Source organism: Enterobacter cloacae complex sp. 342H5 (assembly GCF_050030905.1).
Taxonomy (GTDB): Bacteria; Pseudomonadota; Gammaproteobacteria; order Enterobacterales; family Enterobacteriaceae; genus Enterobacter; species Enterobacter intestinihominis.
The window spans coordinates 2,008,373-2,031,787 of sequence record NZ_JBLGVB010000001.1 but is presented as its reverse complement, the minus strand read 5'-3'; the positions used below and the strand labels follow the sequence as shown (position 1 = coordinate 2,031,787).

At 54.3% G+C, this 23,415-nt stretch carries 25 protein-coding genes; 18 read left to right on the top strand and 7 right to left on the bottom strand.

The features are described from left to right. Window positions 1–159 precede the first annotated feature (159 nt). The 3 genes from malX (at window position 160) to add (ending at window position 4,069) form a co-directional block, all read left to right on the top strand. The gene (gene malX, locus ACQG03_RS09870) at window positions 160–1,752 is read left to right on the top strand and encodes a maltose/glucose-specific PTS transporter subunit IIBC (RefSeq protein ID WP_023299967.1); all 1,593 of its coding nucleotides are present in this window, start codon (window positions 160–162) and stop codon (window positions 1,750–1,752) included. A 49-nt stretch (window positions 1,753–1,801) separates the two neighbouring features. Beyond that, window positions 1,802–2,974 (top strand): MalY/PatB family protein, encoded by a 1,173-nt coding sequence (locus ACQG03_RS09865; protein ID WP_032624356.1) that lies wholly within the window; start codon window positions 1,802–1,804, stop codon window positions 2,972–2,974. 96 nt (window positions 2,975–3,070) lie between these two features. Beyond that, the gene (gene add / locus ACQG03_RS09860) at window positions 3,071–4,069 is read left to right on the top strand and encodes an adenosine deaminase (protein ID WP_063163286.1); all 999 of its coding nucleotides are present in this window, start codon (window positions 3,071–3,073) and stop codon (window positions 4,067–4,069) included. A 56-nt stretch (window positions 4,070–4,125) separates the two neighbouring features. On the opposite strand, the gene ACQG03_RS09855 is transcribed toward add, so the two are convergent. Continuing rightward, window positions 4,126–5,166, bottom strand: coding sequence for an oxidoreductase (locus tag ACQG03_RS09855; protein ID WP_023306015.1), 1,041 nt, complete (start codon window positions 5,164–5,166; stop codon window positions 4,126–4,128). A 227-nt stretch (window positions 5,167–5,393) separates the two neighbouring features. Between ACQG03_RS09855 and blr the strand changes: the two genes are divergently transcribed. The 12 genes from blr (at window position 5,394) to gstA (ending at window position 15,586) form a co-directional block, all read left to right on the top strand. Further along, on the top strand, window positions 5,394–5,531 hold the full coding sequence (gene blr / locus ACQG03_RS09850; protein ID WP_400168959.1) for a division septum protein Blr: 138 nt from the start codon (window positions 5,394–5,396) through the stop codon (window positions 5,529–5,531). 229 nt (window positions 5,532–5,760) lie between these two features. After that, on the top strand, window positions 5,761–5,976 hold the full coding sequence (ydgT, locus tag ACQG03_RS09845) for a transcription modulator YdgT (RefSeq protein WP_000217941.1): 216 nt from the start codon (window positions 5,761–5,763) through the stop codon (window positions 5,974–5,976). 85 nt (window positions 5,977–6,061) lie between these two features. Then, window positions 6,062–6,502 carry a DUF2569 domain-containing protein gene (locus ACQG03_RS09840; protein ID WP_015570663.1) on the top strand — a complete coding sequence of 147 codons (441 nt, stop codon included), beginning with the start codon at window positions 6,062–6,064 and terminating at the stop codon, window positions 6,500–6,502. Window positions 6,503–6,578: 76 nt separating this feature from the next. Further along, window positions 6,579–7,160, top strand: a complete 582-nt coding sequence (rsxA, locus tag ACQG03_RS09835; protein WP_022647920.1) for an electron transport complex subunit RsxA — start codon at window positions 6,579–6,581, stop codon at window positions 7,158–7,160. Further along, window positions 7,160–7,738, top strand: a complete 579-nt coding sequence (rsxB, locus tag ACQG03_RS09830) for an electron transport complex subunit RsxB (protein ID WP_023306014.1) — start codon at window positions 7,160–7,162, stop codon at window positions 7,736–7,738. The genes rsxA and rsxB overlap by 1 nt, the downstream gene beginning before the upstream one ends. Then, entirely contained in the window at window positions 7,731–9,752 is a 2,022-nt protein-coding gene (gene rsxC / locus ACQG03_RS09825) for an electron transport complex subunit RsxC (protein WP_063163284.1), read from the top strand. The genes rsxB and rsxC overlap by 8 nt, the downstream gene beginning before the upstream one ends. Then, the gene (gene rsxD / locus ACQG03_RS09820; RefSeq protein WP_022647918.1) at window positions 9,753–10,805 is read left to right on the top strand and encodes an electron transport complex subunit RsxD; all 1,053 of its coding nucleotides are present in this window, start codon (window positions 9,753–9,755) and stop codon (window positions 10,803–10,805) included. A 10-nt stretch (window positions 10,806–10,815) separates the two neighbouring features. Continuing rightward, window positions 10,816–11,436: an electron transport complex subunit RsxG gene (gene rsxG / locus ACQG03_RS09815; protein WP_022647917.1), complete on the top strand. Its 621-nt coding sequence runs from the start codon at window positions 10,816–10,818 to the stop codon at window positions 11,434–11,436. A 2-nt stretch (window positions 11,437–11,438) separates the two neighbouring features. Then, complete coding sequence (locus ACQG03_RS09810; protein WP_003857592.1) at window positions 11,439–12,125, top strand: electron transport complex subunit E; 687 nt, start codon at window positions 11,439–11,441, stop codon at window positions 12,123–12,125. After that, window positions 12,122–12,757, top strand: coding sequence for an endonuclease III (nth, locus tag ACQG03_RS09805; RefSeq protein WP_015570668.1), 636 nt, complete (start codon window positions 12,122–12,124; stop codon window positions 12,755–12,757). Before ACQG03_RS09810 ends, nth begins: the two co-directional genes overlap by 4 nt. A 609-nt stretch (window positions 12,758–13,366) precedes the next feature. Next, window positions 13,367–14,875 carry a dipeptide/tripeptide permease DtpA gene (dtpA, locus tag ACQG03_RS09800; RefSeq protein ID WP_023299961.1) on the top strand — a complete coding sequence of 503 codons (1,509 nt, stop codon included), beginning with the start codon at window positions 13,367–13,369 and terminating at the stop codon, window positions 14,873–14,875. Between the two features lie 105 nt (window positions 14,876–14,980). Then, window positions 14,981–15,586: a glutathione transferase GstA gene (gene gstA, locus ACQG03_RS09795; protein ID WP_023299960.1), complete on the top strand. Its 606-nt coding sequence runs from the start codon at window positions 14,981–14,983 to the stop codon at window positions 15,584–15,586. Between the two features lie 60 nt (window positions 15,587–15,646). Here gstA and pdxY read toward each other — a convergent pair whose 3' ends face one another. The 5 genes from pdxY to anmK form a co-directional block, all read right to left on the bottom strand. Then, complete coding sequence (gene pdxY / locus ACQG03_RS09790; protein ID WP_063163283.1) at window positions 15,647–16,507, bottom strand: pyridoxal kinase PdxY; 861 nt, start codon at window positions 16,505–16,507, stop codon at window positions 15,647–15,649. 66 nt (window positions 16,508–16,573) lie between these two features. Then, complete coding sequence (tyrS, locus tag ACQG03_RS09785; protein WP_063163282.1) at window positions 16,574–17,848, bottom strand: tyrosine--tRNA ligase; 1,275 nt, start codon at window positions 17,846–17,848, stop codon at window positions 16,574–16,576. 125 nt (window positions 17,849–17,973) lie between these two features. Next, a complete protein-coding gene (gene pdxH, locus ACQG03_RS09780) occupies window positions 17,974–18,630 on the bottom strand; it encodes a pyridoxamine 5'-phosphate oxidase (RefSeq protein ID WP_003857601.1) in 657 nt (218 codons plus the stop codon). Window positions 18,631–18,687: 57 nt separating this feature from the next. Next, window positions 18,688–19,011 carry a C-type lysozyme inhibitor gene (gene mliC / locus ACQG03_RS09775; RefSeq protein ID WP_022647912.1) on the bottom strand — a complete coding sequence of 108 codons (324 nt, stop codon included), beginning with the start codon at window positions 19,009–19,011 and terminating at the stop codon, window positions 18,688–18,690. 93 nt (window positions 19,012–19,104) lie between these two features. Further along, window positions 19,105–20,229, bottom strand: a complete 1,125-nt coding sequence (gene anmK / locus ACQG03_RS09770) for an anhydro-N-acetylmuramic acid kinase (protein ID WP_063163281.1) — start codon at window positions 20,227–20,229, stop codon at window positions 19,105–19,107. 255 nt (window positions 20,230–20,484) lie between these two features. Between anmK and slyB the strand changes: the two genes are divergently transcribed. Together slyB and ACQG03_RS09760 are read left to right on the top strand one after the other, a co-directional pair. After that, entirely contained in the window at window positions 20,485–20,952 is a 468-nt protein-coding gene (slyB, locus tag ACQG03_RS09765) for an outer membrane lipoprotein SlyB (protein WP_022647910.1), read from the top strand. Window positions 20,953–21,148: 196 nt separating this feature from the next. Next, window positions 21,149–22,510: a sensor domain-containing diguanylate cyclase gene (locus tag ACQG03_RS09760; RefSeq protein ID WP_045308479.1), complete on the top strand. Its 1,362-nt coding sequence runs from the start codon at window positions 21,149–21,151 to the stop codon at window positions 22,508–22,510. Between the two features lie 38 nt (window positions 22,511–22,548). On the opposite strand, the gene slyA is transcribed toward ACQG03_RS09760, so the two are convergent. Further along, window positions 22,549–22,989, bottom strand: a complete 441-nt coding sequence (gene slyA / locus ACQG03_RS09755) for a transcriptional regulator SlyA (protein ID WP_032623345.1) — start codon at window positions 22,987–22,989, stop codon at window positions 22,549–22,551. A gap of 187 nt (window positions 22,990–23,176) precedes the next feature. On the opposite strand from slyA, the gene ACQG03_RS09750 reads away from it, so the two are divergent. Then, entirely contained in the window at window positions 23,177–23,413 is a 237-nt protein-coding gene (locus ACQG03_RS09750; protein ID WP_022647907.1) for a DUF1656 domain-containing protein, read from the top strand. The last annotated feature ends 2 nt before the right edge of the window (window positions 23,414–23,415 follow it).

Here is a 23,415-nt window from a genome sequence, read left to right as displayed (position 1 = left end):
TAATGAGATCGCTAAAACGTTTTATCAAAACGTTATCTTTATACTACCAGTAAAAGCCTGAGAATGTGATTTAGCGCGCACTAAAGTTTGATAAAACGTTTTATCTTTTCGCCCCATCGCGGTCGTTAAATCTCTTTCTACCATTTAAGGAGTCGTTTTATGACGACGAAAGCAGCACAAAAAATATCGCTGTGGGAGTTTTTCCAGCAACTGGGCAAAACCTTTATGCTGCCCGTGGCGCTTCTCTCTTTTTGCGGGATCATGCTGGGGATCGGCAGCTCGTTAAGCAGCCATGACGTCATTACCCTGATCCCTTTCCTCGGAAATCCGGTACTGCAGGCGATCTTTATCTGGATGAGCAAGGTCGGATCGTTTGCCTTTAGCTTCCTGCCGGTGATGTTCTGTATCGCCATTCCTCTGGGTCTGGCGCGCGAAAACAAAGGCGTGGCGGCGTTTGCGGGCTTCGTTGGCTATGCGGTCATGAACCTTGCGGTTAACTTCTGGCTGACCGCCAAAGGGATCCTGCCGACGACCGACGCGGCGGTACTGAAAGCCAATAACATTCAGAGCGTGATTGGTATTCAGTCCATCGATACCGGGATCCTTGGAGCCGTGATCGCGGGAGTGATCATCTGGATGCTGCACGAGCGCTTTCATAACATCCGCCTGCCCGATGCGCTGGCCTTCTTCGGCGGCACCCGCTTTGTGCCAATCATTACGCTGGTTGTGATGGGTCTGTTTGGTCTGATCATCCCTCTGATTTGGCCGGTTTTTGCCATGGGGATCACCGGTATTGGCCGCATTATCAACGGCGCGGGTGATTTCGGCCCGATGATTTTCGGTACGGGTGAACGTCTGCTGCTGCCATTTGGTTTACAGCACATCCTGGTTGCCCTGATCCGTTTTACTGAAGCAGGCGGCACTATGGACGTTTGCGGTCATTCCGTTAGCGGCGCGCTGACCATCTTCCAGGCCCAGCTGAGCTGCCCGACCACGCACGGCTTCTCTGAAAGTGCGACGCGTTTCCTCTCTCAGGGTAAAATGCCTGCCTTCCTCGGCGGCCTGCCGGGCGCTGCGCTGGCGATGTACCACTGCGCCCGTCCGGAAAATCGTCATAAAATTAAAGGCCTGCTGATCTCCGGCGTTATTGCCTGCGTGGTGGGCGGTACGACAGAACCTATCGAGTTCCTGTTCCTGTTCGTGGCACCGGTGTTATACCTCATCCACGCCGTACTGACAGGCCTGGGCTTCACCGTGATGGCTGTGCTCGGTGTAACCATCGGTAACACTGACGGTAACGTGATTGACTTCGTGGTATTCGGTATCCTGCATGGCCTGTCCACCAAGTGGTACCTGGTGCCGGTTGTGGCCGCCATCTGGTTCGCGGTTTACTACGGGATCTTCCGCTTCGCCATCACCCGATTTAACCTGAAAACGCCTGGCCGCGATACCGATACGGCCACCAGCGTTGAACAGGCAGTGGCCGGTACCGTTGGGAAATCCGGATATAACACGCCGGCTATTCTGGCGGCGCTGGGCGGTGCGGATAACATTACCTCTCTGGATAACTGCATCACCCGCCTGCGTTTGTCGGTGGCGGACATGTCCAAAGTGGATACCAACGCACTTAAAGCTAACCGGGCTATCGGCGTGGTACAGTTAAATCAACACAATTTGCAGGTCGTCATTGGCCCGCAGGTACAGTCAGTGAAGGATGAGCTGGCAACCCTGATGCGAACCGTCGAAGCCTGATGCCTCGCCCCCCTCGTCATGAGGGGGTTTTACTTTACGGAGCACCGTCATGTTTGATTTTTCTACCGTCGTGGATCGACACGGCACCTGGTGTACCCAGTGGGATTATGTCGCTGACCGTTTTGGGGCTGCCGACCTGCTGCCCTTCACCATCTCTGATATGGATTTCGCCACCGCTCCCTGTATTACCGATGCGCTGCACCAGCGCATCAACCACGGCGTGTTTGGCTACAGCCGCTGGAAAAATGACGAATTTCTGGCTGCCGTGGCGCACTGGTTCCGGCAACGCTTTAACAGTCAGATTGATACCGAAACCGTAGTGTATGGGCCGTCGGTCATTTATATGGTCTCGGAGCTGATCCGCATATGGTCCGCGCCTGGCGACGGCGTGGTGGTTCATACCCCGGCTTACGATGCCTTTTATAAAGCCATTGAAGGCAACCAGCGTACCGTTGTTTCCGTGCCGATGCAGAAAACGGCGCGTGGCTGGGACGGCAATATGGCCGCGCTGGAAGCGGCGCTGGCAAAACCGGAAAACACGGTTCTGCTGCTGTGTAGCCCGCAAAATCCGACCGGCAAAGTCTGGACGCGGGAAGAGCTGGCCACTATTGCAACGCTTTGCAGCCGTCATGATGTGGCGGTAATCAGCGACGAAATTCATATGGACATGGTATGGGGCACGCATCGCCATACCCCGTGGAATGAGGTTGCACGCGGTAAATGGGCGCTGCTGACCTCGGGTTCCAAAAGCTTCAATATTCCGGCACTGACGGGCGCCTGGGGGCTTATCGCCGATGACGACAGCCGTAACGCCTATCTGAATGCCTTAAAAGGGCGGGACGGACTCTCTTCCCCTTCCGTGCTGGCGCTGACCGCGCACATTGCTGCTTACCGGCAGGGCGAACCCTGGCTGGACGCGCTGCGGACCTATCTCGAAGAAAACCTGCGCTACATTGCTGACGAACTGAATGCTGCGTTTCCGACACTCAACTGGCAACCGCCAGAGGCCACCTATCTGGCCTGGATTGATCTCAGCCCACTCGGTATTGATGACAATACGCTGCAAAACGTGCTGATTGAACAGCAAAAAGTGGCCATCATGCCGGGATATACTTATGGGGATGAAGGTAAAGGCTATGTGCGACTGAACGCTGGCTGTCCGCGTAGTAAGCTTGAACAGGGCGTTCAACGCCTTATCGCTGGCATCAACACTCTGCTGTAAATAATTTGCGCAACGGAATATTCCCTTGCGCAAATAGCTTTTTCCCCCGTTTTGTTTTTATAATATGGCGCACTTTAACCAGCAAAGAGTGCGACCATGATTGATACACGCCTGCCTTTAACTGATATTCACCGCCACCTCGACGGGAACATTCGTGCCCAAACTATTCTCGATCTTGGTCGCCAGTTCAATTTAACGCTTCCTGCCGAAACGCTTGAAACCCTGATCCCCCATGTCCAGGTGACGTCGAACGAGCCGGATCTGGTAAGTTTTCTGAGCAAGCTTGACTGGGGCGTGAAGATGCTGGCCTCGCTCGATGCCTGTCGCCGTGTCGCCTTTGAAAACATCGAAGATGCCGCTCGCAACGGCCTGCACTATGTCGAACTGCGTTTCTCTCCGGGTTATATGGCGATGACCCACAGTCTCCCCGTAGCGGGCGTGGTTGAAGCGGTCATTGAGGGCGTGCGTGAAGGTTGCAAAACCTTTGACGTTCAGGCGCGTTTGATCGGCATTATGAGCCGTACCTTCGGTGAAGCGGCCTGTCTTCAGGAGCTGGAAGCGTTACTGGCGCATCGCGACCAGATCACCGCCATCGACCTGGCCGGTGATGAGTTGGGCTTCCCGGGCAGCCTGTTCCTGTCTCATTTCAACCGCGCACGTGATGTAGGATGGCATATTACCGTTCATGCTGGCGAAGCCGCGGGGCCGGAAAGCATCTGGCAGGCCATTCGTGAACTGGGTGCGGAACGTATTGGTCACGGTGTGAAAGCCATTGAAGATCGCGCGCTGATGGATTTCCTCGCCGAACAACGTATTGGAATCGAATCCTGCCTGACCTCAAATATTCAGACCAGTACAGTGGCGTCGCTGGCGCAACACCCGCTGAAAACCTTCCTTGAACACGGGGTGCTGGCTTCACTGAACACGGACGATCCGGCGGTTCAGGGCGTAGATATTATTCACGAATACAACATCGCCGCGCCGCAGGCCGGGCTGAGCCGCGAGCAGATCCGTCAGGCGCAAATCAACGGGCTGGAGATCGCCTTCCTGACGCCTGAAGAGAAACAGGCGCTGCGCGATAAAGTTGCTCAGTAGTCCTCTTTACTGCCGGGTGGCGCTGCGCTTACCCGGCCTACGAAAGCGTTTGGCACTTATGCCAGACAGAGCGTTGCGCGATGTTTGGCGGATTCGATCCCCAGCTCGATGAGCTCCATAATCTGGATTGCCTGGCTCGCCGGAACCGGATTTTCACCTGAACCGTTCAGCGCGTCACGAATTGCGGCGTAATACGCCGGATAGTTCCCAGGCTGGGTCAACACCGTCTCTTCAACCAGTACCTCACCCTCCGCACGCGTCACCACCCCGTCCCGCATGTCGTAGCCCCAGTCCTCCTGCGGTAAGCGTTCGCCATTTTTGAGACGCTCTTCCTGCGGATCCAGGCCGAACTTCACATAGCTGCCGCGCGCCCCGTGAAGGATATAGCGGGCCGATTCCGCCGCCGCAAGCATTGTCCCGTGCAGCACAATGCGCCGCTGCGGATAACTCAAAACGGCGTGGAAATAGTCGGTGGTCTGCGCCCCCGGCCTGAGCTGAGCTAAATCGACCGTCATGCTTACGGGCAGACCAAACAGATGAACGGCCTGATCGAGAAGATGCGGCGCTAAGTCATACCAGATGCCGCTGCCCGGTCCCGCCTGCTCGCGCCAGCGATCTCGCACCTGCGGACGATAACGATCGAAGTGAGACTCAAAAAAAGCAATTTCGCCGAGCGTGCCTTCGTTTATCAGCGCTTTGATCGTCAGGAAATCACTATCCCAGCGCCGGTTGTGAAAGACCGACAATAACCGACCCAGGCTTCGCGCCAGCGCATCCAGCTCGCGCGCCTGTGACAACGTCACGGTAAAAGGCTTATCGACAACGACATGTTTGCCAGCCTCCAGCGCCGCTTTCGCCAGGGGGAAATGGGTGTCGTTAGGGGTGGGAATGACAATAAGGTCAATATTAGGATCGTTAAACAGATGCTTTGGCTCCGTTACCACCGGCACGGCTGGCCAGTCGGCATGGACTTTGGTTTCATCGCTGCTTGTGATAGCCGCCAGTTCCATTCCCGGCGTGCCGGCAACCAGCGGCGCATGAAAGGTTTTGCTTGCGTACCCGTAGCCAATAAGACCGACGCGGATGTTTTCACTCATCGTATGCCCCCTCGCTGTGCGCTTATTTATCACTGGCCTTGTGCTTAACGCACAGATTAATAATGTGCCCTGTGAGTTAAAATAGCATCTCGCGACAGCTTTTTTTGTTACCTCGCATTAAAGTGTGTATATGGGGCCCGGGAATCGTTCCCAAAGCGCTTGCTCTGTCGAAAAGGCCGCTGTAACATTTGTAATCTGTATTTATGGATAAATTACAAACACAAAATATGTCATCAATAATTAATCGAATCATTGAATTAGCGGGATGGATTGTCCTTGGCGTTTCAATCGTGTTGCTCGGCATTGCCAGCCATATCGATAACTACCAGCCGCCGGAGCCTGTTACTGTTGCTCAACAAAAGTAAGCCGCATCGTCATAAAGCGTGACACATTACGTCATGGAACGTATTGCCAGCCGTAATGAACGGGGTTACCCTTCTCTTCCAGGCATCTGCTGATGCCTGAATCTTCGCAAAGAAAACTCCTAATTTCGTCGCGTTACCCGAGTGGACAGTTTACGTCTTTATTAATCCGTTTATTATTCGAACGCATTACCTTTATGGGTATTACCCTTTTATATGGAAACTTATTAATATGACAGTTCAGGACTATTTATTAAAATTTCGCAAGATCAATTCCCTCGAAAGCCTGGAAAAACTGTTTGACCATCTGAACTACACGCTGTCGGATAATCAGGACATCATCAATATGTACCGCGCGGCTGACCATCGTCGCGCCGAACTCGTCTCTGGCGGTCGTCTGTTCAACGTGGGGGAAGTACCTAAATCTGTCTGGCGTTACGTTGTATAAGAAAGTAGCCTTCGGCGTGAAATGTTATATACTCTCCGCCCTGCAAATTTCTGTATAACATTTCGCGCAGACTATGGGAGAGCGTATGACCGCATTGCCTGGAGAGAGAATTGGGGGCTGGTTAATCGCCCCGCTGGCATGGCTGCTGGTGGCTTTATTAAGCGCTTCGCTGGCGCTGTTGCTTTACACCACTGCACTGGTTACTCCTCATGCTATCCAGACACTGATGTCTCAGAGCGCGCTCAATATTGCGACGTGGTTTGTGTCGTTCGTTTTCGCAATCGCGATGTGGTACTACACGCTTTGGCTGACCATCGCCTTCTTCAAACGCCGCAAAAGCGTGCCGAAACATTACATTATCTGGCTGCTGGTCTCCGTGCTGCTTGCCGTCAAAGCGTTCGCTTTTTCGCCAGTTTCTGACGCACTGGCGGTTCGCCAGCTACTCTTTCCGTTGCTTGCAACGGCGCTTCTGGTGCCCTATTTCAAGCGGTCGACGCGCGTTAAGAAGACCTTCGTTAACCCGTAATAACCTTACAGTTAACCTGTTGTGGCCTGTTGTCGTTTATCCGATAATAGGCGGCTCTTTTATTTCAGGCTAAATAATGACCGATTACTTACTGCTCTTTGTCGGAACTGTGCTGGTTAATAACTTCGTACTGGTGAAGTTCCTTGGCCTGTGCCCGTTTATGGGGGTCTCCAAAAAGCTGGAGACGGCAATGGGCATGGGGCTGGCCACCACCTTCGTGATGACGATGGCCTCCATTTGCGCATGGCTGATTGATACCTGGATCCTGATCCCGCTGGACATGCTCTACCTGCGCACCTTGTCCTTTATTCTGGTCATTGCGGTGGTGGTGCAATTTACCGAAATGGTAGTGCGTAAAACCAGCCCTGCCCTGTATCGCCTGTTGGGTATTTTTCTGCCTCTCATCACCACCAACTGTGCTGTGCTGGGCGTGGCGCTGCTCAACATCAACCTTGGGCATAATTTCATGCAGTCGGCGCTGTACGGTTTTTCCGCGGCGGTCGGTTTCTCTTTTGTTATGGTCCTGTTCGCGTCGATTCGCGAGCGTCTGGCAGCGGCGGATATTCCCGCGCCGTTTCGCGGAAACGCCATCGCTCTGGTGACCGCAGGTTTAATGTCTCTGGCCTTTATGGGCTTTAGTGGTCTGGTGAAGTTGTAATGAGTGCTATCTGGATTGCCATCGCGTCCATCAGCGTACTGGGACTCGTCTTTGGCATCATTCTGGGTTATGCCTCCCGCCGGTTTGCGGTGGAGGACGATCCGGTGGTTGAAAAAATTGATGAGCTTTTGCCGCAGAGCCAGTGTGGGCAGTGCGGCTACCCTGGCTGCCGTCCTTACGCTGAGGCGGTGGGCGTGCAGGGAGAAAAGATCAACCGCTGCGCGCCGGGTGGCGAAGCGGTCATGCTTAAAATAGCTGCCCTGCTGAACGTCGATCCGCAGCCTGTCGACGGCGATGAACAGGCGCAGGAGCCCGTTCGTGCCCTTGCTGTTATCGACGAAGCCAACTGCATCGGCTGCACCAAATGTATTCAGGCGTGCCCTGTCGACGCCATTGTAGGCGCAACCCGCGCCATGCACACCGTTGTGGCGGACCTGTGCACCGGTTGTAACCTCTGCGTGGCCCCCTGCCCGACGCAGTGTATAGAACTCCGCCCGGTTGAAACGACGACCGAAAGCTGGAAATGGAATCTTCAGACCATTCCGGTTCGCAATATTCCTGTGGAACAACATGCTTAAGTTATTTTCTGCTTTCAGAAAAGAGAAGATCTGGGACTTCGACGGCGGTATCCATCCCCCGGAAATGAAAACCCAGTCAAACGGTACGCCGCTGCGTCAAATTCCGCTGGCGACCCGCTACGTGATGCCATTGAAACAGCACATCGGCGCGGAAGGCGAGCTGTGCGTGAAAGAAGGCGATACCGTCCTTCGCGGCCAGCCGCTGACCTTTGGTCGTGGACGTATGTTGCCGATACATGCCCCGACTTCGGGCAAGGTGGTGGCTGTTGCCCCCCATACCGTTGCCCATCCCTCGGCGTTGTCTGAGCTGAGCGTCATCATTGAAGCCGACGGGGAAGATCGCTGGATCGATCGTGACGGCTGGAGCGACTACCGTTCCCGCAGCCGTGAAGCGCTGATTGAACGCATTCATCAGTTTGGCGTAGCAGGTCTTGGAGGCGCTGGCTTCCCGACCGGCGCCAAGCTTCACGGCGGCGGCGATAAAATCGAAACGCTGATTATTAACGCCGCCGAGTGCGAACCGTACATCACCGCCGATGATCGTCTGATGCAGGACTGTGCCGCGCAGGTGGTGGAAGGTATTCGCATTCTTGCGCATATCCTGCAACCCCGCGAAGTGCTGATCGGTATTGAGGACAACAAACCGCAGGCCATTTCGATGCTGCGCGCGGTGCTGGCGGACAGCCATGATATCGCCCTGCGCGTGATCCCAACCAAATACCCGTCCGGCGGGGCGAAGCAGCTGACGCAGATCCTGACCGGAAAACAGGTCCCCCATGGGGGCCGTTCGTCCGATATCGGCGTGCTGATGCAAAACGTGGGTACTGCCTACGCGGTGAAACGTGCGGTGATTGACGGCGAGCCATTGACCGAACGCGTCGTCACGCTGACCGGCGAGTCCGTCTCCCGTCCCGGCAACGTCTGGGCGCGTCTGGGTACGCCGGTGCATCATCTGCTGGAACAGGCTGACTTCTGCCCGGGGAGCGAGCAGATGGTCATTATGGGCGGCCCGCTGATGGGCTTTACCCTGCCGTGGCTGGATGTGCCAGTGGTGAAGATTACCAACTGCCTGCTCGCCCCTTCCCCAACGGAGATGGGCGAAACGCAGGAAGAGAAAGGTTGTATACGCTGTAGCGCCTGCGCGGATGCGTGTCCGGCAGACTTGCTGCCGCAGCAGTTGTACTGGTACAGCAAAGGCCAGCTGCACGATAAAGCCCAGGCGCATAACCTGGCTGACTGTATTGAATGCGGTGCCTGTGCCTGGGTCTGCCCAAGCAATATTCCGCTGGTGCAGTACTTCCGTCAGGAGAAAGCCGAAATCTACGCTATCTCCATGGAAGAAAAACGTGCCGCTGAAGCGAAGGCCCGCTTTGAAGCGCGCCAGGCGCGACTGGAGCGCGAGAAACAAGCCCGTCAGGAACGCCATAAGCAGGCTGCCGTGCAGCCTGCGGCGAAAGATCAGGATGCGATTAACGCTGCCCTCGCCCGTGTGCGGGAGAAGAACGCGACTGCCGCTCAGCCGGTGGCGATCGTGTCTGGCCAAAAGCCGGACAATAGCGAAGCGATTGCCGCCCGCGAAGCGCGTAAAGCCGAAGCGCGCGCACGTCAGGCGGAGAAGGCGCAAAACGCCAAACCGGAAGCCGACACAGACCCGCGTAAAGCGGCGGTGGAAGCGGCTATCGCCAGGGCAAAAGCCCGTAAAGCCGGTCAGCAGACAGTGGTGGTTGAACAGGAAGCGACCGATCCGCGCAAGGCGGCCGTTGAAGCCGCTATCGCCCGCGCCAAAGCACGTAAAGCGGCACAGCTTCAGCCTGCCGAAGAGAGTGAAGCGCCTGTCGACCCACGTAAAGCCGCCGTTGAAGCGGCCATCGCCCGTGCCAAAGCACGAAAAGCGGCACAGCAGGACGAACGGCCTGCGGCCGCCAACGACGATCCACGCAAAGCCGCAGTCGCCGCCGCGATTGCGCGTGTTCAGGCAAAGAAAGCCGCGCAGCAAGCCGTTAACGAGGATTAAATGGTTTTCAGAATTGCAAGTTCCCCTTACACCCATAACCAGCGCCAGACATCGCGTATTATGATGCTGGTGTGCCTGGCCGCGTTGCCAGGTATTGCCGTACAGTGTTGGTTTTTCGGCTGGGGTACGCTTTTCCAGTTAGTTCTGGGTTGCGCCAGTGCCGTCGCAGCGGAAGCAGCGATCCTGAAGCTGCGCAAAATGGAGGTGACTCGCATCCTGAGCGATAACTCCGCCCTGTTGACCGGCCTGTTGCTTGCCATCAGCATTCCCCCGTTCGCCCCGTGGTGGATGGTAGTATTGGGAACGGTATTTGCGGTGATCATCGCCAAGCAGCTGTACGGTGGGCTGGGCCATAACCCGTTTAACCCGGCAATGATTGGTTACGTGGTGCTACTGATCTCCTTCCCGGTACAGATGACCAGCTGGCTGCCGCCGCATGAGATCGCCGCCACGGTGCCCGGCTTTATGGATGCCCTGAACGTTATCTTTACTGGCCACACCGCGATGGGCGCGGATATGAACGCGCTTCGCATGGGCGTGGATGGCATCAGCCAGGCCACCCCGCTCGATACCTTCAAAACCTCCCTGCGTGCCGGCCACAGCGTCGAGCAGGTGATGAAATCGTCTATTTACAGCGGCGTACTGGCGGGTGCGGGCTGGCAGTGGGTCAATCTGGCCTACCTGTTGGGCGGTGCCTTCCTGCTGCAACAAAAAGCGATCCGCTGGCATATTCCAGTGAGCTTCCTGGTGACGCTGGCCGTCTGTTCAACGCTCGGCTGGGTCATCTCACCTGAGTCACTGGCCAGCCCGCAGCTCCATCTGCTCTCCGGCGCGACCATGCTCGGGGCATTCTTTATTCTGACCGATCCGGTCACCGCCTCTACCACCAACCGAGGTCGTCTGATTTTCGGCGCGCTGGCGGGCTTGCTGGTCTGGCTTATTCGCAGCTTTGGTGGCTATCCGGACGGCGTGGCATTTGCCGTACTGCTGGCTAACATCACCGTTCCGCTCATCGACTACTACACGCGTCCACGCGTGTACGGTCATCGCTAAGGGTTACGCCATGCTAAAGACTATGCAAAAACACGGCGTCACGCTGGCGATCTTCGCCGCCGCCCTCACCGGGCTGACCGCGCTGGTAAATGAACTGACGAAAAGCACCATTGAAGAGCAGGCAATGAAGCAGCAAAAGGCGTTGTTCGATCAGGTGATCCCATCAGACTTCTATGATAATAACCTGCAAAAAAGCTGCTTTGTCGTGCAGGCCCCGCAGCTCGGTAAAGGAAGCCACCGCGTTTATATTGCCCGTAAGGGCGAGAACCCGGTGGGTGCCATCATGGAAGCCACCGCGCCGGACGGTTACTCTGGCGCAATTCAGCTGCTGGTAGGCAGCGATTTTTCCGGCACCGTGCTGGGTACGCGCGTGACGGAACATCACGAAACGCCGGGCCTTGGCGACAAAATTGAAACACGCCTGAGCGACTGGATTTTACACTTTGCCGGTAAGATGATTCATGGCGAGGACGATCCTGCTTTCGCGGTGAAAAAAGATGGCGGTGAGTTTGACCAGTTCACGGGCGCCACGATTACGCCCCGCGCGGTCGTCAACGCCGTCAAACGCGCCGGTCTGTATGCCGAAACGCTGCCCGCGCAGATCAATCATCTTTCCGCCTGTGAGGAGTGACCATGAGCCAGGTTAAAGAGGTTATCGTCCAGGGACTCTGGAAGAACAACTCGGCATTGGTACAGCTGTTGGGATTGTGCCCGCTGCTGGCGGTGACGTCTACCGCCACCAACGCGCTCGGGCTGGGGCTGGCGACCACGCTGGTGCTGACCCTGACCAACTTCTCCATTTCTGTTTTGCGCCGCTGGACGCCATCGGAAATCCGTATTCCGATTTATGTCATGATCATTGCATCGGTGGTCAGCGTCGTGCAAATGCTAATTAACGCCTACGCATTTGGCCTGTACCAGTCGCTCGGGATCTTCATTCCGCTTATCGTGACTAACTGTATTGTCGTGGGACGCGCTGAAGCCTTCGCGGTGAAAAACAACCCGGCAATTTCCGCGCTGGATGGGTTTTCCATCGGTATGGGCGCGACTGCCGCCATGTTCGTCCTCGGCTCTCTGCGTGAAATTCTGGGCAACGGTACGCTCTTCGACGGTGCGGACGCGCTGCTTGGCGGCTGGGCGAAATCGCTGCGTATCGAGGTGTTCCATACGGACACCCCGTTCCTGCTGGCCATGCTACCGCCAGGCGCATTCATTGGCCTTGGAATGATGCTGGCGTTAAAATACCTGATTGATGAAAAACGTAAACGCCGCGCCGCTGAACGCAGCGTACAGGAAGGGATCCCCGAGAAAGCAGTATGAATAAAGAGAAACGCATTGCGATCCTGACGCGCCTGCGCGATGAGAATCCTCATCCAACGACAGAGCTGAATTTTAACTCGCCGTTTGAACTGTTGATCGCGGTGCTGCTCTCTGCGCAGGCCACTGACGTGAGCGTCAACAAAGCCACGGCCCTGCTCTACCCTGTCGCCAATACGCCGCAGGCTATGCTGGAGCTGGGGGTTGAAGGGGTAAAATCCTATATCAAGACCATCGGCCTGTTTAACAGTAAGGCCGAAAACGTCATTAAGACCTGCCGGATCCTGCTTGAGCAGCACGGCGGTGAAGTCCCGGAAGATCGCGCAGCGCTGGAAGCGTTGCCAGGCGTCGGGCGTAAAACGGCAAATGTCGTGCTCAACACGGCGTTTGGCTGGCCGACGATCGCCGTGGACACTCACATCTTCCGCGTTTCTAATCGCACCCGGTTCGCGCCGGGTAAAAACGTGGAAGAGGTGGAAGAAAAGCTATTAAAAGTGGTCCCTGCGGAATTTAAGGTGGATTGCCATCACTGGCTAATCCTTCACGGGCGCTATACCTGTATTGCACGTAAGCCACGCTGCGGCTCCTGCATTATCGAAGATCTCTGTGAATACAAAGAAAAAGTCTATCCCTGAAGGTACATACACTTGTTACTGTTCAAGCCCTTAGATTAAATAAGGGCTCTGATATCTTCTCCCTTGGCCGTAATTTTCCCTCTCATTGTCCATAAAGTGTTGTCGATTCTGCGGATATTTAACACTCAAACAGGTTAATAGTTTTTTCATCACCAAAAATTTCTATACATCTGTGATCGCGATCACTCTGATAACTTGATGTTGGATTTTTGTTGTTAAAACCCTCTCCACGCCTTTGCCAGATAAGATCTCATCCTTTACTCACCGCATATAAGACCAGTCATTTTTCAGAATATGGGCTATATCACTGCCTTTCACCCAAAATAGCAGAACATATCGCCATACAGCCATTCATCAGGGTCATTTACAGTGAAAAAAAACCACCAATTCTCAACGGATGAAATTTAACGCTGCATAACATTTGCGTGAACCGATGATTATACCGCCACAGTTATATGTAACAGATTATTACAAACGTATTGCCAGATGGGGCTGGATAGTGAACATTACCCGCCGTTTCCCCTCCCAATATAACTATAAAGCGGATGGACTACGGTCATCACGCTATGAACACCCCCGTTAATATGGGATGTAAAAAAAGAGGTATATGTGTCTACTGCAAACAATAAACCAACAGATGAGAGCGTAAGTCTTAACGCTTTCAAACAGCCTAAAGCGTTCTATCTCATTTTCTCTATCGAATTGTGGGAGCGTTTTGGCTACTACGGCCTGCAAGGGATTATGGCCGTTTACCTGGTTAAGCAACTGGGTATGTCCGAAGCCGATTCCATCACGCTGTTCTCGTCCTTCAGCGCTCTGGTCTATGGCCTGGTCGCCATCGGCGGCTGGTTAGGCGATAAAGTTCTCGGTACGAAACGTGTCATTATGCTGGGCGCCGTGGTTCTGGCGATTGGCTATGGTCTGGTTGCATGGTCCGGGCACGATGCGGGCGTGGTATACATGGGCATGGCTACCATCGCGGTAGGTAACGGCCTCTTTAAGGCTAACCCTTCCTCCCTGCTTTCTACCTGCTACAACAAAGATGATCCGCGTCTGGACGGTGCATTTACCATGTACTACATGTCCATCAACATCGGTTCATTCTTCTCTATGCTGGCAACTCCATGGCTGGCCGCGAAATTCGGCTGGAGCGTAGCGTTTGCGCTGAGCTTCGTGGGTATGTTGATCACCGTTGTGAACTTCCTGTTCTGCCGCAGCTGGGTTAAAGATTATGGTTCTAAACCAGACTTCGAACCCGTGCATATGGGCAAACTGCTGGCAACCATCGTCGGCATTGTGATCCTGGCCGCTGTCGCTACCTGGCTGCTGCACAACCAGGGTATTGCTCGTGCCGTACTGGCCGTGGTTGCGCTGGGTATCGTGATTATCTTCGCTAAAGAAGCCTTCGCGATGCAGGGTGCCGCACGTCGTAAGATGATTGTGGCGTTCATCCTGATGCTGGAAGCGATTATCTTCTTCGTCCTGTACAGCCAGATGCCAACGTCCCTGAACTTCTTCGCAATCCGCAACGTTGAGCACTCCATCCTGGGTATCGCGTTCGAGCCGGAGCAGTACCAGGCACTGAACCCGTTCTGGATCATGATTGGTAGCCCGATTCTGGCCGCTATCTATAACAAGATGGGCGACCGTCTGCCGATGCCGCACAAGTTCGCTATCGGTATGGTGCTGTGCTCTGGCGCATTCCTGGTGCTGCCGCTGGGGACGAAATTCGCGACCGACGCGGGTATCGTGTCTGTTAACTGGCTGATCCTGAGCTATGCGCTGCAATCCATCGGTGAACTGATGATCTCCGGTCTGGGCCTGGCGATGGTTGCACAGCTGGTCCCTCAGCGTCTGATGGGCTTCATCATGGGTAGCTGGTTCCTGACGACCGCTGGCGCAGCCATCATTGCAGGTAAGATTGCGAACCTGATGGCGGTACCGGACAACGTTACCGACCCGCTGGTCTCCCTGAACGTCTACGGCACCGTGTTCATGCAAATTGGTATCGCGACAGCCGTAATTGCCGTGCTGATGCTGCTCACCGCACCAAAACTCAATCGTATGACGCAGGACGACGACAAATCCGCTAAAGCGACCAACACCGCGAACGCGTAATGTCATCGGGAAACGACTGAACAGAAGCCGCTAATTGATTAGCGGCTTTTTTTTTATCTGAACGCGCACTAACATAGCGGGAACCTCAGCAAAAAGGAGTTACCGATGAAACTGTTCTATAAACCGGGCGCCTGCTCTCTTGCTTCGCATATCACCCTTCGCGAGAGCGGTAAGGATTTCACGCTGGACGGCGTTGACCTGATGAAAAAGCGCCTGGAAAACGGGGATGACTTTTTTGCGATTAACCCAAAAGGGCAGGTTCCGGCCCTGCTGCTGGATGACGGTACGCTGCTGACCGAAGGCGTGGCGATTATGCAGTACCTGGCCGACAACGTGCCTGATCGTCAGCTGCTGGCACCAACAGGCAGTATCTCTCGCTATAAAACCCTTGAGTGGCTTAACTACATCGCGACCGAGCTGCACAAAGGCTTTACGCCGCTGTTCCGCCCGGATACTCCGGAAGAGTACAAACCGACCGTACGTGCGTTGCTTGAGAAAAAGATGCAGTACATTAATGAATCACTGAAAGACGATCAGTGGATCTGCGGTGCGCGTTTCACCATTGCTGATGCGTATCTGTTTACCGTTCTGCGCTGGGCGCGCGCGGTGAAGCTGAACCTGGAAGGATTAGATCATATTGCGTCGTATATGGAACGCGTAGCGGCACGCCCTGCGGTTGCAGCGGCGCTGAAGGCAGAAGGGTTGAATTAATCCGAGCGCGCTGTATTGCCGGGTGGCGCTGCGCTTACCCGGCCTACACTATCCCTGCTCTTACAATTGGGTTGCGCTGAAATAATGCTCGGGCTTCGCGATGCGATCCTGCGCCGCGACCACCTGGAGCTCATATTCCTGCATCGTCTTCGTCGCAATCATGATTTCATAAACGGCTGCGGTCACATGCTCAAGCGCATCCCGCAGAGCCGTCCCCTGGAGCAACTTCACCAGCAGCAGGCCGCTGGTCACATCGCCCACTCCTACCGGCTGACGAGTACCGAAATCCACCAGCGGTCGACTGATGTGCCAGGCTTCATCCTTCGTCACCAACAGCATTTCAAAACGGTCCTGGCTCAACCCTGCGCGTGCCAGGTGCTTAACCAGCACAATCTCTGGCCCCTGGGCGAGGAGCTCGCGAGAGGCGCGTACAGCCTCTTCTACACTGTTGACCGGATGCTCGCACAGGATCTCAAGTTCAATCAGATTTGGCGCAATAATATCGCTGGCGGGCAATGCATGACGGACATGAAACTCCGCAACGCCCGGCGCGACGATGCAGCCTTTTTCCGGATGCCCCATCACCGGATCGCAGAAATATTTCGCCGCGGGGTTTGCCGCTTTCACCTGGCGCACAATGCCGAGGATATGTTCCCCCTGCTCCGCCGAACCCAGATAACCGCTCAGTACGGCATCGCAGCGTTTAAGCTGGTCGATATCCGCAATCCCCTGAACGATCTCCGTCAGATGCGACGGCGGCATCACGCAGCCGGTCCATTTACCGTACTGGGTGTGATTCGAGAACTGAACGGTATTGAGGGGCCAGACGTTGGCCCCGAGGCGGCGCATCGGGAATTCCGCAGCGCTGTTGCCAGCATGTCCAAAAACAACGTGGGACTGAATGGCGAGGATGTTCTTCATGTTGTACTTACCAAACCCTGTCAAAACAAAAGGGGCGTGGTTTCCCACGCCCCTGCGTACTTTTAATTACTTCCAGCAGACCAGGCAGTAATTTTTCTTACCGCGACGCAGCAGCGTGTAGCGACCATAGAGACGGTCGTTCTCGGTAAAGGTGTATTCCGGATCGGCCTGTTTTTCGCCATTAATGGTGATCGCGTTAGAGGCGATGGTTTTACGCGCCTGACCGCGAGACGGCTGGAGCTCGGAGTCCACCAGCGCCTGCATCAGATCGGCGCCTTTTTCCATCTCCACCATCGGCACGCCATCCTGAGCAAGCTGTTCGAAATCCTCTTCGCTTAAATCGCTCAGGGTCCCGTTGAACAGGCTCGCCGTAATGCGTTTCGCCGCTGCCAGACCTTCTTCACCATGAACCAGTTTAGTCACTTCGTCGGCCAGCACATACTGGGCGCGCGGTGCTTTACCGCTGTTCTTGTCTTCTTCTTCCAGCGCATTGATTTCTTCGATATCCATAAAGGTGAAGAATTTCAGGAAGCGATAAACGTCGGCATCCGCCGTGTTGATCCAGAACTGGTAGAATTTGTACGGGCTGGTTTTCTTCGGATCAAGCCATACTGCGCCGCCTTCGGTTTTACCAAACTTGGTACCGTCTGCTTTGGTGATCAGCGGCACGGTCAGACCAAACACCTGATTCTGGTGAAGGCGACGGGTCAGATCGATACCGGAGGTGATGTTACCCCACTGATCAGAACCGCCAATTTGCAGCGACACGCCGTGCAGCTTGTTCAGGCAGGCGAAGTCATACCCCTGCAACAGGTTGTAGGAGAACTCGGTGAAAGAGATACCCTGATCGTCACGGTTAAGACGTTGCTTGACCGCTTCTTTGTTAATCATCTGGTTAACAGAGAAGTGTTTGCCGATGTCACGCAGGAACGTCAGCACGTTCATGCCACCAAACCAGTCGTAGTTGTTCGCCGCAATCGCAGCGTTGTCACCACAGTTGAAATCCAGGAACGGTGCAACCTGTTTACAGATCTTATCCACCCACTCCTGCACGGTGTCTTCGGTATTCAGCTTACGCTCAGCGGCTTTGAAACTTGGGTCGCCAATCAGACCAGTCGCACCGCCAACCAGGGCAACAGGCTTATGACCCGCCATCTGGAAGCGTTTCAGGCATAACAATGGAACAAGATGCCCCAAATGCAAGCTGTCAGCGGTGGGATCGAAGCCGCAATAGAGCGCGATCGGGCCTTGCGCCAGTCGCTCTGCTAACGCTTCCTCGTCCGTCACCTGGGCCACCAGGCCCCGCTCTTGCAATTGTTTAATCAAGTTACTGCTTGCCATCAAATTCTCCATGTATAAACGACTGCACCTTTGCCGGTACACGACTTTTCGCCTGATGCGAAAGGACCATAGAATAAAGCGCCAGCGCGGTGTGCGCTAGCGCTTAAATCAACAAATTTTGGGGATTACGGTGCCAGTCGGTCTATTTTCCAGCCACCGTTGTCGCGCTGGTATAAAAAGCGGTCGTGCAGGCGGTGCTCACCGCCCTGCCAGAATTCCATCTGCTCAATGGGGATGCGGAACCCGCCCCAGAAACTCGGCAGCGGCACTTCACCCTGCTGAAACTTCTGTTTGAGTTCGAGGAATTTACTTTCAAGTACGCCGCGGGCCGAGATTCGGCTGGACTGTTTAGAAACCCAGGCGCCAATCTGACTGTCGCGCGGTCGGCTGTGGAAATATTTCACCACTTCGAGCGTAGAGAGGCGCTCTGCCTTGCCGGTAACCATCACCTGGCGCTCAAGCATATGCCACGGGAAGAGCAGGCTAATACGCGGATTATTTTCCAGGTGATGCGCTTTACGACTACCAAGGTTGGTGTAGAACACCAGCCCTTTCTCGTCATAATGCTTAAGAAGAACGATGCGTTGATACGGCTGACCGTTTTCATCAACCGTGGCAACGACCATCGCCGTCGGGTCGGCCAGTTTCGCTTCGCAGGCCTGTTTCAGCCAGCGTTCAAAAAGCACCAGCGGTTCGGCGGGAAGATCCTGGCGGCGCAGACCGCCTTTGGTGTATTCACGGCGCAGATGCGCAATTTGCTGTAGTTCGTCGTTATCTGACATGGCGTTAGCTGAAAGTGAGGTTGGGTGGCGCTATTGTGCGCGCCCCCTTCAAAAATCTCAACGCTTCGGATTTTCCAGCTGACAATTGTTCAGCACAATGCGGTCTCGCTTATAGACGGTGGCGCTGTCACCTTTTGACCAGAAGACGTAGATCCCATCCGTGTAACGCGCCCCGGAGGCGGACATCCCCTGCTTCAGCGTCAACAACTTATTGTCATAAACAAAGCTGGCTTCCTGGCGAGTGTTGTTCAGCTTCACCGTCAGCGGTTTTTCATCACAACGATATTCCAGCGTATCGGTTTGCATACGCTCAACGAACTGGTTATAGACGCTGCATCCGGTCATAAGAAAAGGTACAGCAATGAGAAGAAGTTTTTTCATGGGCAGATTCCGAAGACTATCCTGGTCCTGGAGGGCCTAACCGCCCTCCTGTTTTTCCCTATTTTACGGGTTATGCCTCCCGCTGAATTTCAGTTAACTCTGATTATGGCGCGGATTTGCCGGGAAAATAGCACCGAGGACGCTCGCCTCCCGCGCTCCGGTTACGGAGGGTAAATTCCCGGGCAGACCGGCAACCGTACGCCAGGCAAGCCAGGCGAAGGCCAGCGCTTCCATGTCGTCTCCGCTGATCCCGGCTTCGTCAGTGGTCGTGACTTCAGTGCCCGGCAGCAGGGCGGCGAGGCGTGCCATCAGGAGGGGGTTGCGGCTTCCGCCTCCGCATACCAGCAGACGCTCGCACCCGCCGCTGAGCAACACCTGTTCAGAAATCGACACGGCGGTAAGCTCAGTCAGCGTAGCCTGCACATCCTGAGGCGCAAGGCCGGGGAAGCGTGCCAGATGACGTTCAAGCCAGCCGTAGTTGAAATACTCTCGCCCCGTGCTTTTCGGCGCGGGCAGGGCAAAGAATGGATCGCTTAACAGGGCTTGCAGCAAGGGAAGGATCACTTTCCCCTGGCTGGCCCACTGCGCGTCTTTGTCGTAGGGTTTACCGTTCTGACGCCAGATCCAGGCATCCATCAGCATATTACCGGGCCCGGTATCGTATCCACGCACGGGCTGCCCGGGAATGAGCATCGACAGGTTGGCAATCCCGCCAATGTTCAGAACCATTCTGCGCTCCACCGGGTGCGCCAGCAGCGCCTGATGAAATGCCGGAACCAGCGGCGCCCCCTGCCCGCCGAGGGCCATATCGCGACGACGGAAATCCCCCACCACCGTCACGCCGGTTTTTGCCACAATCTGGTTATTATCGCCAATTTGCATCGTGTGCGGCGCCTCGCCGACAGGTTCATGCCAGACGGTCTGGCCATGGCAACCTATTGCCACGACATCCTGCGGATGAAGTCTTTCTTGCTGCATCAGAGCCAGTACCGCATCAGCAAACAGCGCCCCCAGACGCACATCCAGTTGGCCCAATTGGGAAAGCGTCAGCTGTTGCCCCTGGCAGATGCTCAGGATCTCTTCTTTAAACGAGACCGGAATAGGCCAGGTCAGGCTTGCCTGCTGCGCCACCATGTTTTCATCAATGGCGGCCAGAACGACATCCACACCGTCAAGACTGGTACCAGACATCACACCGATATAGCGACCCGATTTCATGCGCTTTCCTTACGTTACATGGGCTAAGTGCAACCACTCCATCATAAATAACGCTGCTTTGCTATCCGGTGATAATATTTTTTAACAATCTCAGACCTGTAGCACAGACTGTTTTTGTTTATGTCCCGTTAAGCCCCGTTCAGGTAAAATTTATCTATTCGGCATGCAAAGATATGAACTGTGGTCAGGAATGCCATATAATTTAGCCATAACGGATGCCCCAACCGGGCGTTTTTTGGTGAACAGGAGAGTCAAATGATTTTACGTGTACTGGGCGTTTCGCTGATTGGTTTAACACTGGCGGGTTGTGTGAACGACAATTCACTCTCCGGCGACGTATATAGTGCTTCTGAAGCTAAACAGGTACAGAACGTGACCTACGGTACTATCGTTAATGCCCGTCCTGTTCAGATTCAGGGTGGTGATGACACGAACGTCGTGGGCGCAATCGGTGGTGCTGTGCTGGGTGGTTTCCTGGGTAACACCATTGGTGGCGGCACCGGTCGCTCTCTGGCTACCGCAGCAGGCGCAGTTGCAGGCGGCGTAGCGGGTCAGGGCGTTCAGGGTGCGATGAACAAAACTCAGGGCGTTGAGCTGGAAATCCGTAAAGACGATGGCAGCACCATTATGGTTGTGCAGAAACAGGGTAATACTCGCTTCTCTGCAGGCCAGCGTGTTGTACTGGCAAGCAACGGTAGCCAGGTCACCGTCTCCCCGCGTTAATATCCCGACGGATGCGGTCCTTTCGGGCCGCATCCATTTACAAAAACTATCATTTTAAAAAATGTATTTATAAAAATACATTCACACGGCGTATAATTAATTCCCTCTGATATTGTTCCTGCGCAAAGTATTTTTTATTTCCCTCCTTTAGACTCGTCTGATTCTCTTTTTCCTCTTTTTAATTTTTTAACATTCTATGCTTGCGAACTGTCGATTTGTAATGAACCGCTTTGTGGCCTTTGCACTTGGGTGCATTTTTATCATTGCCGTGTTACAAGGTTGTTTTATAAAACTTGTTGAATGGGTTCCTTCATTCTCTCCGCTATTTTTCCCTACGCTCACTATTTTTCTTCTGGTATTCCATCTGTTTATCGCCTGTTTTATGGCAATGAAATACTGGTGTGATAAAAAACGGCTATATCTCGTTCCGATTGCGTCAGCCTTTGCCGGTTCAGCACTGCTGATGGTGGGTACGCTATCCAGTTTTCCAGGTTGGCTGGATCTCTATCAGTTCAACGAGGCGAACTATAATGACGCGATGATCTTTTATATGTTCCGACACCTCTTAATGGCGGTGCTCATGATGGCCTCAGCCTTACTTTATACGCTTCGCGTTTCCCCCCTTTCACGAAGCACCCACATCGGTATTGTTGTCGGATCGGCTCTCTTTACGGGCTGCATGCTTTGGCTGGCGTGGTTCTATTCCAGCCATTCCACGACGTTAACCCTGGATCTTGTGGATAATGAAACCCGGCAGTTCATGATTCTCTGGAGCCAGACCATCAACATCATTTTGGTCATTCTTTGGGTTGTCACATTAATCACCCTGATGGTCGTGACCCGGATAAGAAATTTGTTCTGGGCGGGCGGCAATTTTTTATGCGTCTGTTATGTCGTCACGCTGTTAATGCTGTTGTTAGGTGGATACGTAGAAGATGTATCATGGTACCGCGCCCGGTTATTCGAAACTGTCGCGACATTAATGATTATTTTCATTTTGCTTTCCGACGTCTTTAATTTGTATCGTGACTCGCACGTCAAATACCAGCAGTCATATCAAAATTCAATCCGCGACCCGCTTACCCGTCTTTATAATCGCAGCTATTTTTATGATTCATTAAACTACGCCCTCAGCTCTGCAACGGAGGCACACCCGGTATCGGTGGTGGTAAGCGACCTTGACCGTTTCAAACGTATCAACGACTGTTACGGGCATTTGCAGGGCGATAAGGTATTACAGTTCGTCTCTAATCTGCTGACGGATTCCGTGCGCCCCCAGGATATCGCGGCCCGAATCGGTGGTGAAGAGTTTGTGTTGATGCTGACAAATACCCCTTCAGACGCCGCGCGGCAGGTGGCCGAGCGCATTCGCCTCAAGCTGAGCGGGTTTGATAAAGCCAGCAGCGGCGGTCATCTGCCGGAACCTATTACCATCAGCATGGGCGTATTCACCGCAACCTCGCCGGAAACCAGTGCGGAAACCTGCGTGGAGAGCGCGGATAAAGCCATGTATGAGGCAAAAGAGACAGGGCGCAACCGGGTGGTGGTGTTCAGATAATAAGAAAGGCCTTGATTTCGCAAGGCCTTTACGTTCGGTCAGTCGCGAGACTGCAGATCGTGGATGTTCTGCTCAAGACGGGCGATGAGTCCTATCAGCATCTCCAGCTCAGCGGGGGAAATACCTTCAAGGATCTCCCCACGCGTTTTACTGATGACAGCTTCCATCTCAGTAATAATCGGGGCCGCTTTTTCCGTCAATTTGATCCGCTTGGCGCGACGGTCGCTGGCGCAGGTTTGTCGGGAGATAAGTCCCTTCTCTTCCAGTTGGTCAAGAGTGCGCACCAGTGACGGCTGCTCAATGCCAATCGCTTTTGCCAGTTGGATCTGTGACTGGTCGGGCGGGAGCTGATGAATGTTATGCAGCGTAACCCAGTGCGTCTGCGTGAGTTCCAGAGGTTTCAGGCGATGGTCAATCAGAGCACGCCAGATGCGTACCAACCTTGCCAGATCAGAACCTAATGGCGATTCCAATTTCATCTCCTTATAATTAGCTTGCTAAGTGATTATAGTGATTTTAGAATAGTTTGCAGTATTTGTATTGCCAAAACAAATGCAATCACGGTATTCATCATTCCTGAAAGGATGATTTACACTGGACGGTAATGCGCCATCGCATTGAAATATGCCATTGTGGCCCTCACCCCACTGCAAAGGATCACTGCTTGTGACGTTCTTTTCCCTCTCCGCAGGGTTGCCCCTCCAGGATCTGATTGTCGGCGCATCGGTCTACTTTCCGCCACTGTTTAAAGCCGTGATGGTCGGTTTTGTGATCTGGCTCATTGCGCATCGTCTGCTGCGCGACTGGATGTATTCCGGTGAAATCTGGCACCCGATGTTAATGGATCTCTCCCTGTTTACCCTTTCCGTCTGTCTTGGCCTTGCCGTGTTAACCGTGTGGTGAGA

What these genes read in the sequence shown, in the direction of transcription:
- malX (WP_023299967.1), top strand. Translation starts at nt 160, where the DNA reads ATGACGACGAAAGCAGCACAAAAAATATCGCTGTGGGAGTTTTTCCAG.
- ACQG03_RS09865 (WP_032624356.1), top strand. Translation starts at nt 1,802, where the DNA reads ATGTTTGATTTTTCTACCGTCGTGGATCGACACGGCACCTGGTGTACC.
- add (WP_063163286.1), top strand. Translation starts at nt 3,071, where the DNA reads ATGATTGATACACGCCTGCCTTTAACTGATATTCACCGCCACCTCGAC.
- ACQG03_RS09855 (WP_023306015.1), bottom strand. Translation starts at nt 5,166, where the DNA reads ATGAGTGAAAACATCCGCGTCGGTCTTATTGGCTACGGGTACGCAAGC.
- blr (WP_400168959.1), top strand. Translation starts at nt 5,394, where the DNA reads ATGTCATCAATAATTAATCGAATCATTGAATTAGCGGGATGGATTGTC.
- ydgT (WP_000217941.1), top strand. Translation starts at nt 5,761, where the DNA reads ATGACAGTTCAGGACTATTTATTAAAATTTCGCAAGATCAATTCCCTC.
- ACQG03_RS09840 (WP_015570663.1), top strand. Translation starts at nt 6,062, where the DNA reads ATGACCGCATTGCCTGGAGAGAGAATTGGGGGCTGGTTAATCGCCCCG.
- rsxA (WP_022647920.1), top strand. Translation starts at nt 6,579, where the DNA reads ATGACCGATTACTTACTGCTCTTTGTCGGAACTGTGCTGGTTAATAAC.
- rsxB (WP_023306014.1), top strand. Translation starts at nt 7,160, where the DNA reads ATGAGTGCTATCTGGATTGCCATCGCGTCCATCAGCGTACTGGGACTC.
- rsxC (WP_063163284.1), top strand. Translation starts at nt 7,731, where the DNA reads ATGCTTAAGTTATTTTCTGCTTTCAGAAAAGAGAAGATCTGGGACTTC.
- rsxD (WP_022647918.1), top strand. Translation starts at nt 9,753, where the DNA reads ATGGTTTTCAGAATTGCAAGTTCCCCTTACACCCATAACCAGCGCCAG.
- rsxG (WP_022647917.1), top strand. Translation starts at nt 10,816, where the DNA reads ATGCTAAAGACTATGCAAAAACACGGCGTCACGCTGGCGATCTTCGCC.
- ACQG03_RS09810 (WP_003857592.1), top strand. Translation starts at nt 11,439, where the DNA reads ATGAGCCAGGTTAAAGAGGTTATCGTCCAGGGACTCTGGAAGAACAAC.
- nth (WP_015570668.1), top strand. Translation starts at nt 12,122, where the DNA reads ATGAATAAAGAGAAACGCATTGCGATCCTGACGCGCCTGCGCGATGAG.
- gstA (WP_023299960.1), top strand. Translation starts at nt 14,981, where the DNA reads ATGAAACTGTTCTATAAACCGGGCGCCTGCTCTCTTGCTTCGCATATC.
- pdxY (WP_063163283.1), bottom strand. Translation starts at nt 16,507, where the DNA reads ATGAAGAACATCCTCGCCATTCAGTCCCACGTTGTTTTTGGACATGCT.
- tyrS (WP_063163282.1), bottom strand. Translation starts at nt 17,848, where the DNA reads ATGGCAAGCAGTAACTTGATTAAACAATTGCAAGAGCGGGGCCTGGTG.
- pdxH (WP_003857601.1), bottom strand. Translation starts at nt 18,630, where the DNA reads ATGTCAGATAACGACGAACTACAGCAAATTGCGCATCTGCGCCGTGAA.
- mliC (WP_022647912.1), bottom strand. Translation starts at nt 19,011, where the DNA reads ATGAAAAAACTTCTTCTCATTGCTGTACCTTTTCTTATGACCGGATGC.
- anmK (WP_063163281.1), bottom strand. Translation starts at nt 20,229, where the DNA reads ATGAAATCGGGTCGCTATATCGGTGTGATGTCTGGTACCAGTCTTGAC.
- slyB (WP_022647910.1), top strand. Translation starts at nt 20,485, where the DNA reads ATGATTTTACGTGTACTGGGCGTTTCGCTGATTGGTTTAACACTGGCG.
- ACQG03_RS09760 (WP_045308479.1), top strand. Translation starts at nt 21,149, where the DNA reads ATGCTTGCGAACTGTCGATTTGTAATGAACCGCTTTGTGGCCTTTGCA.
- slyA (WP_032623345.1), bottom strand. Translation starts at nt 22,989, where the DNA reads ATGAAATTGGAATCGCCATTAGGTTCTGATCTGGCAAGGTTGGTACGC.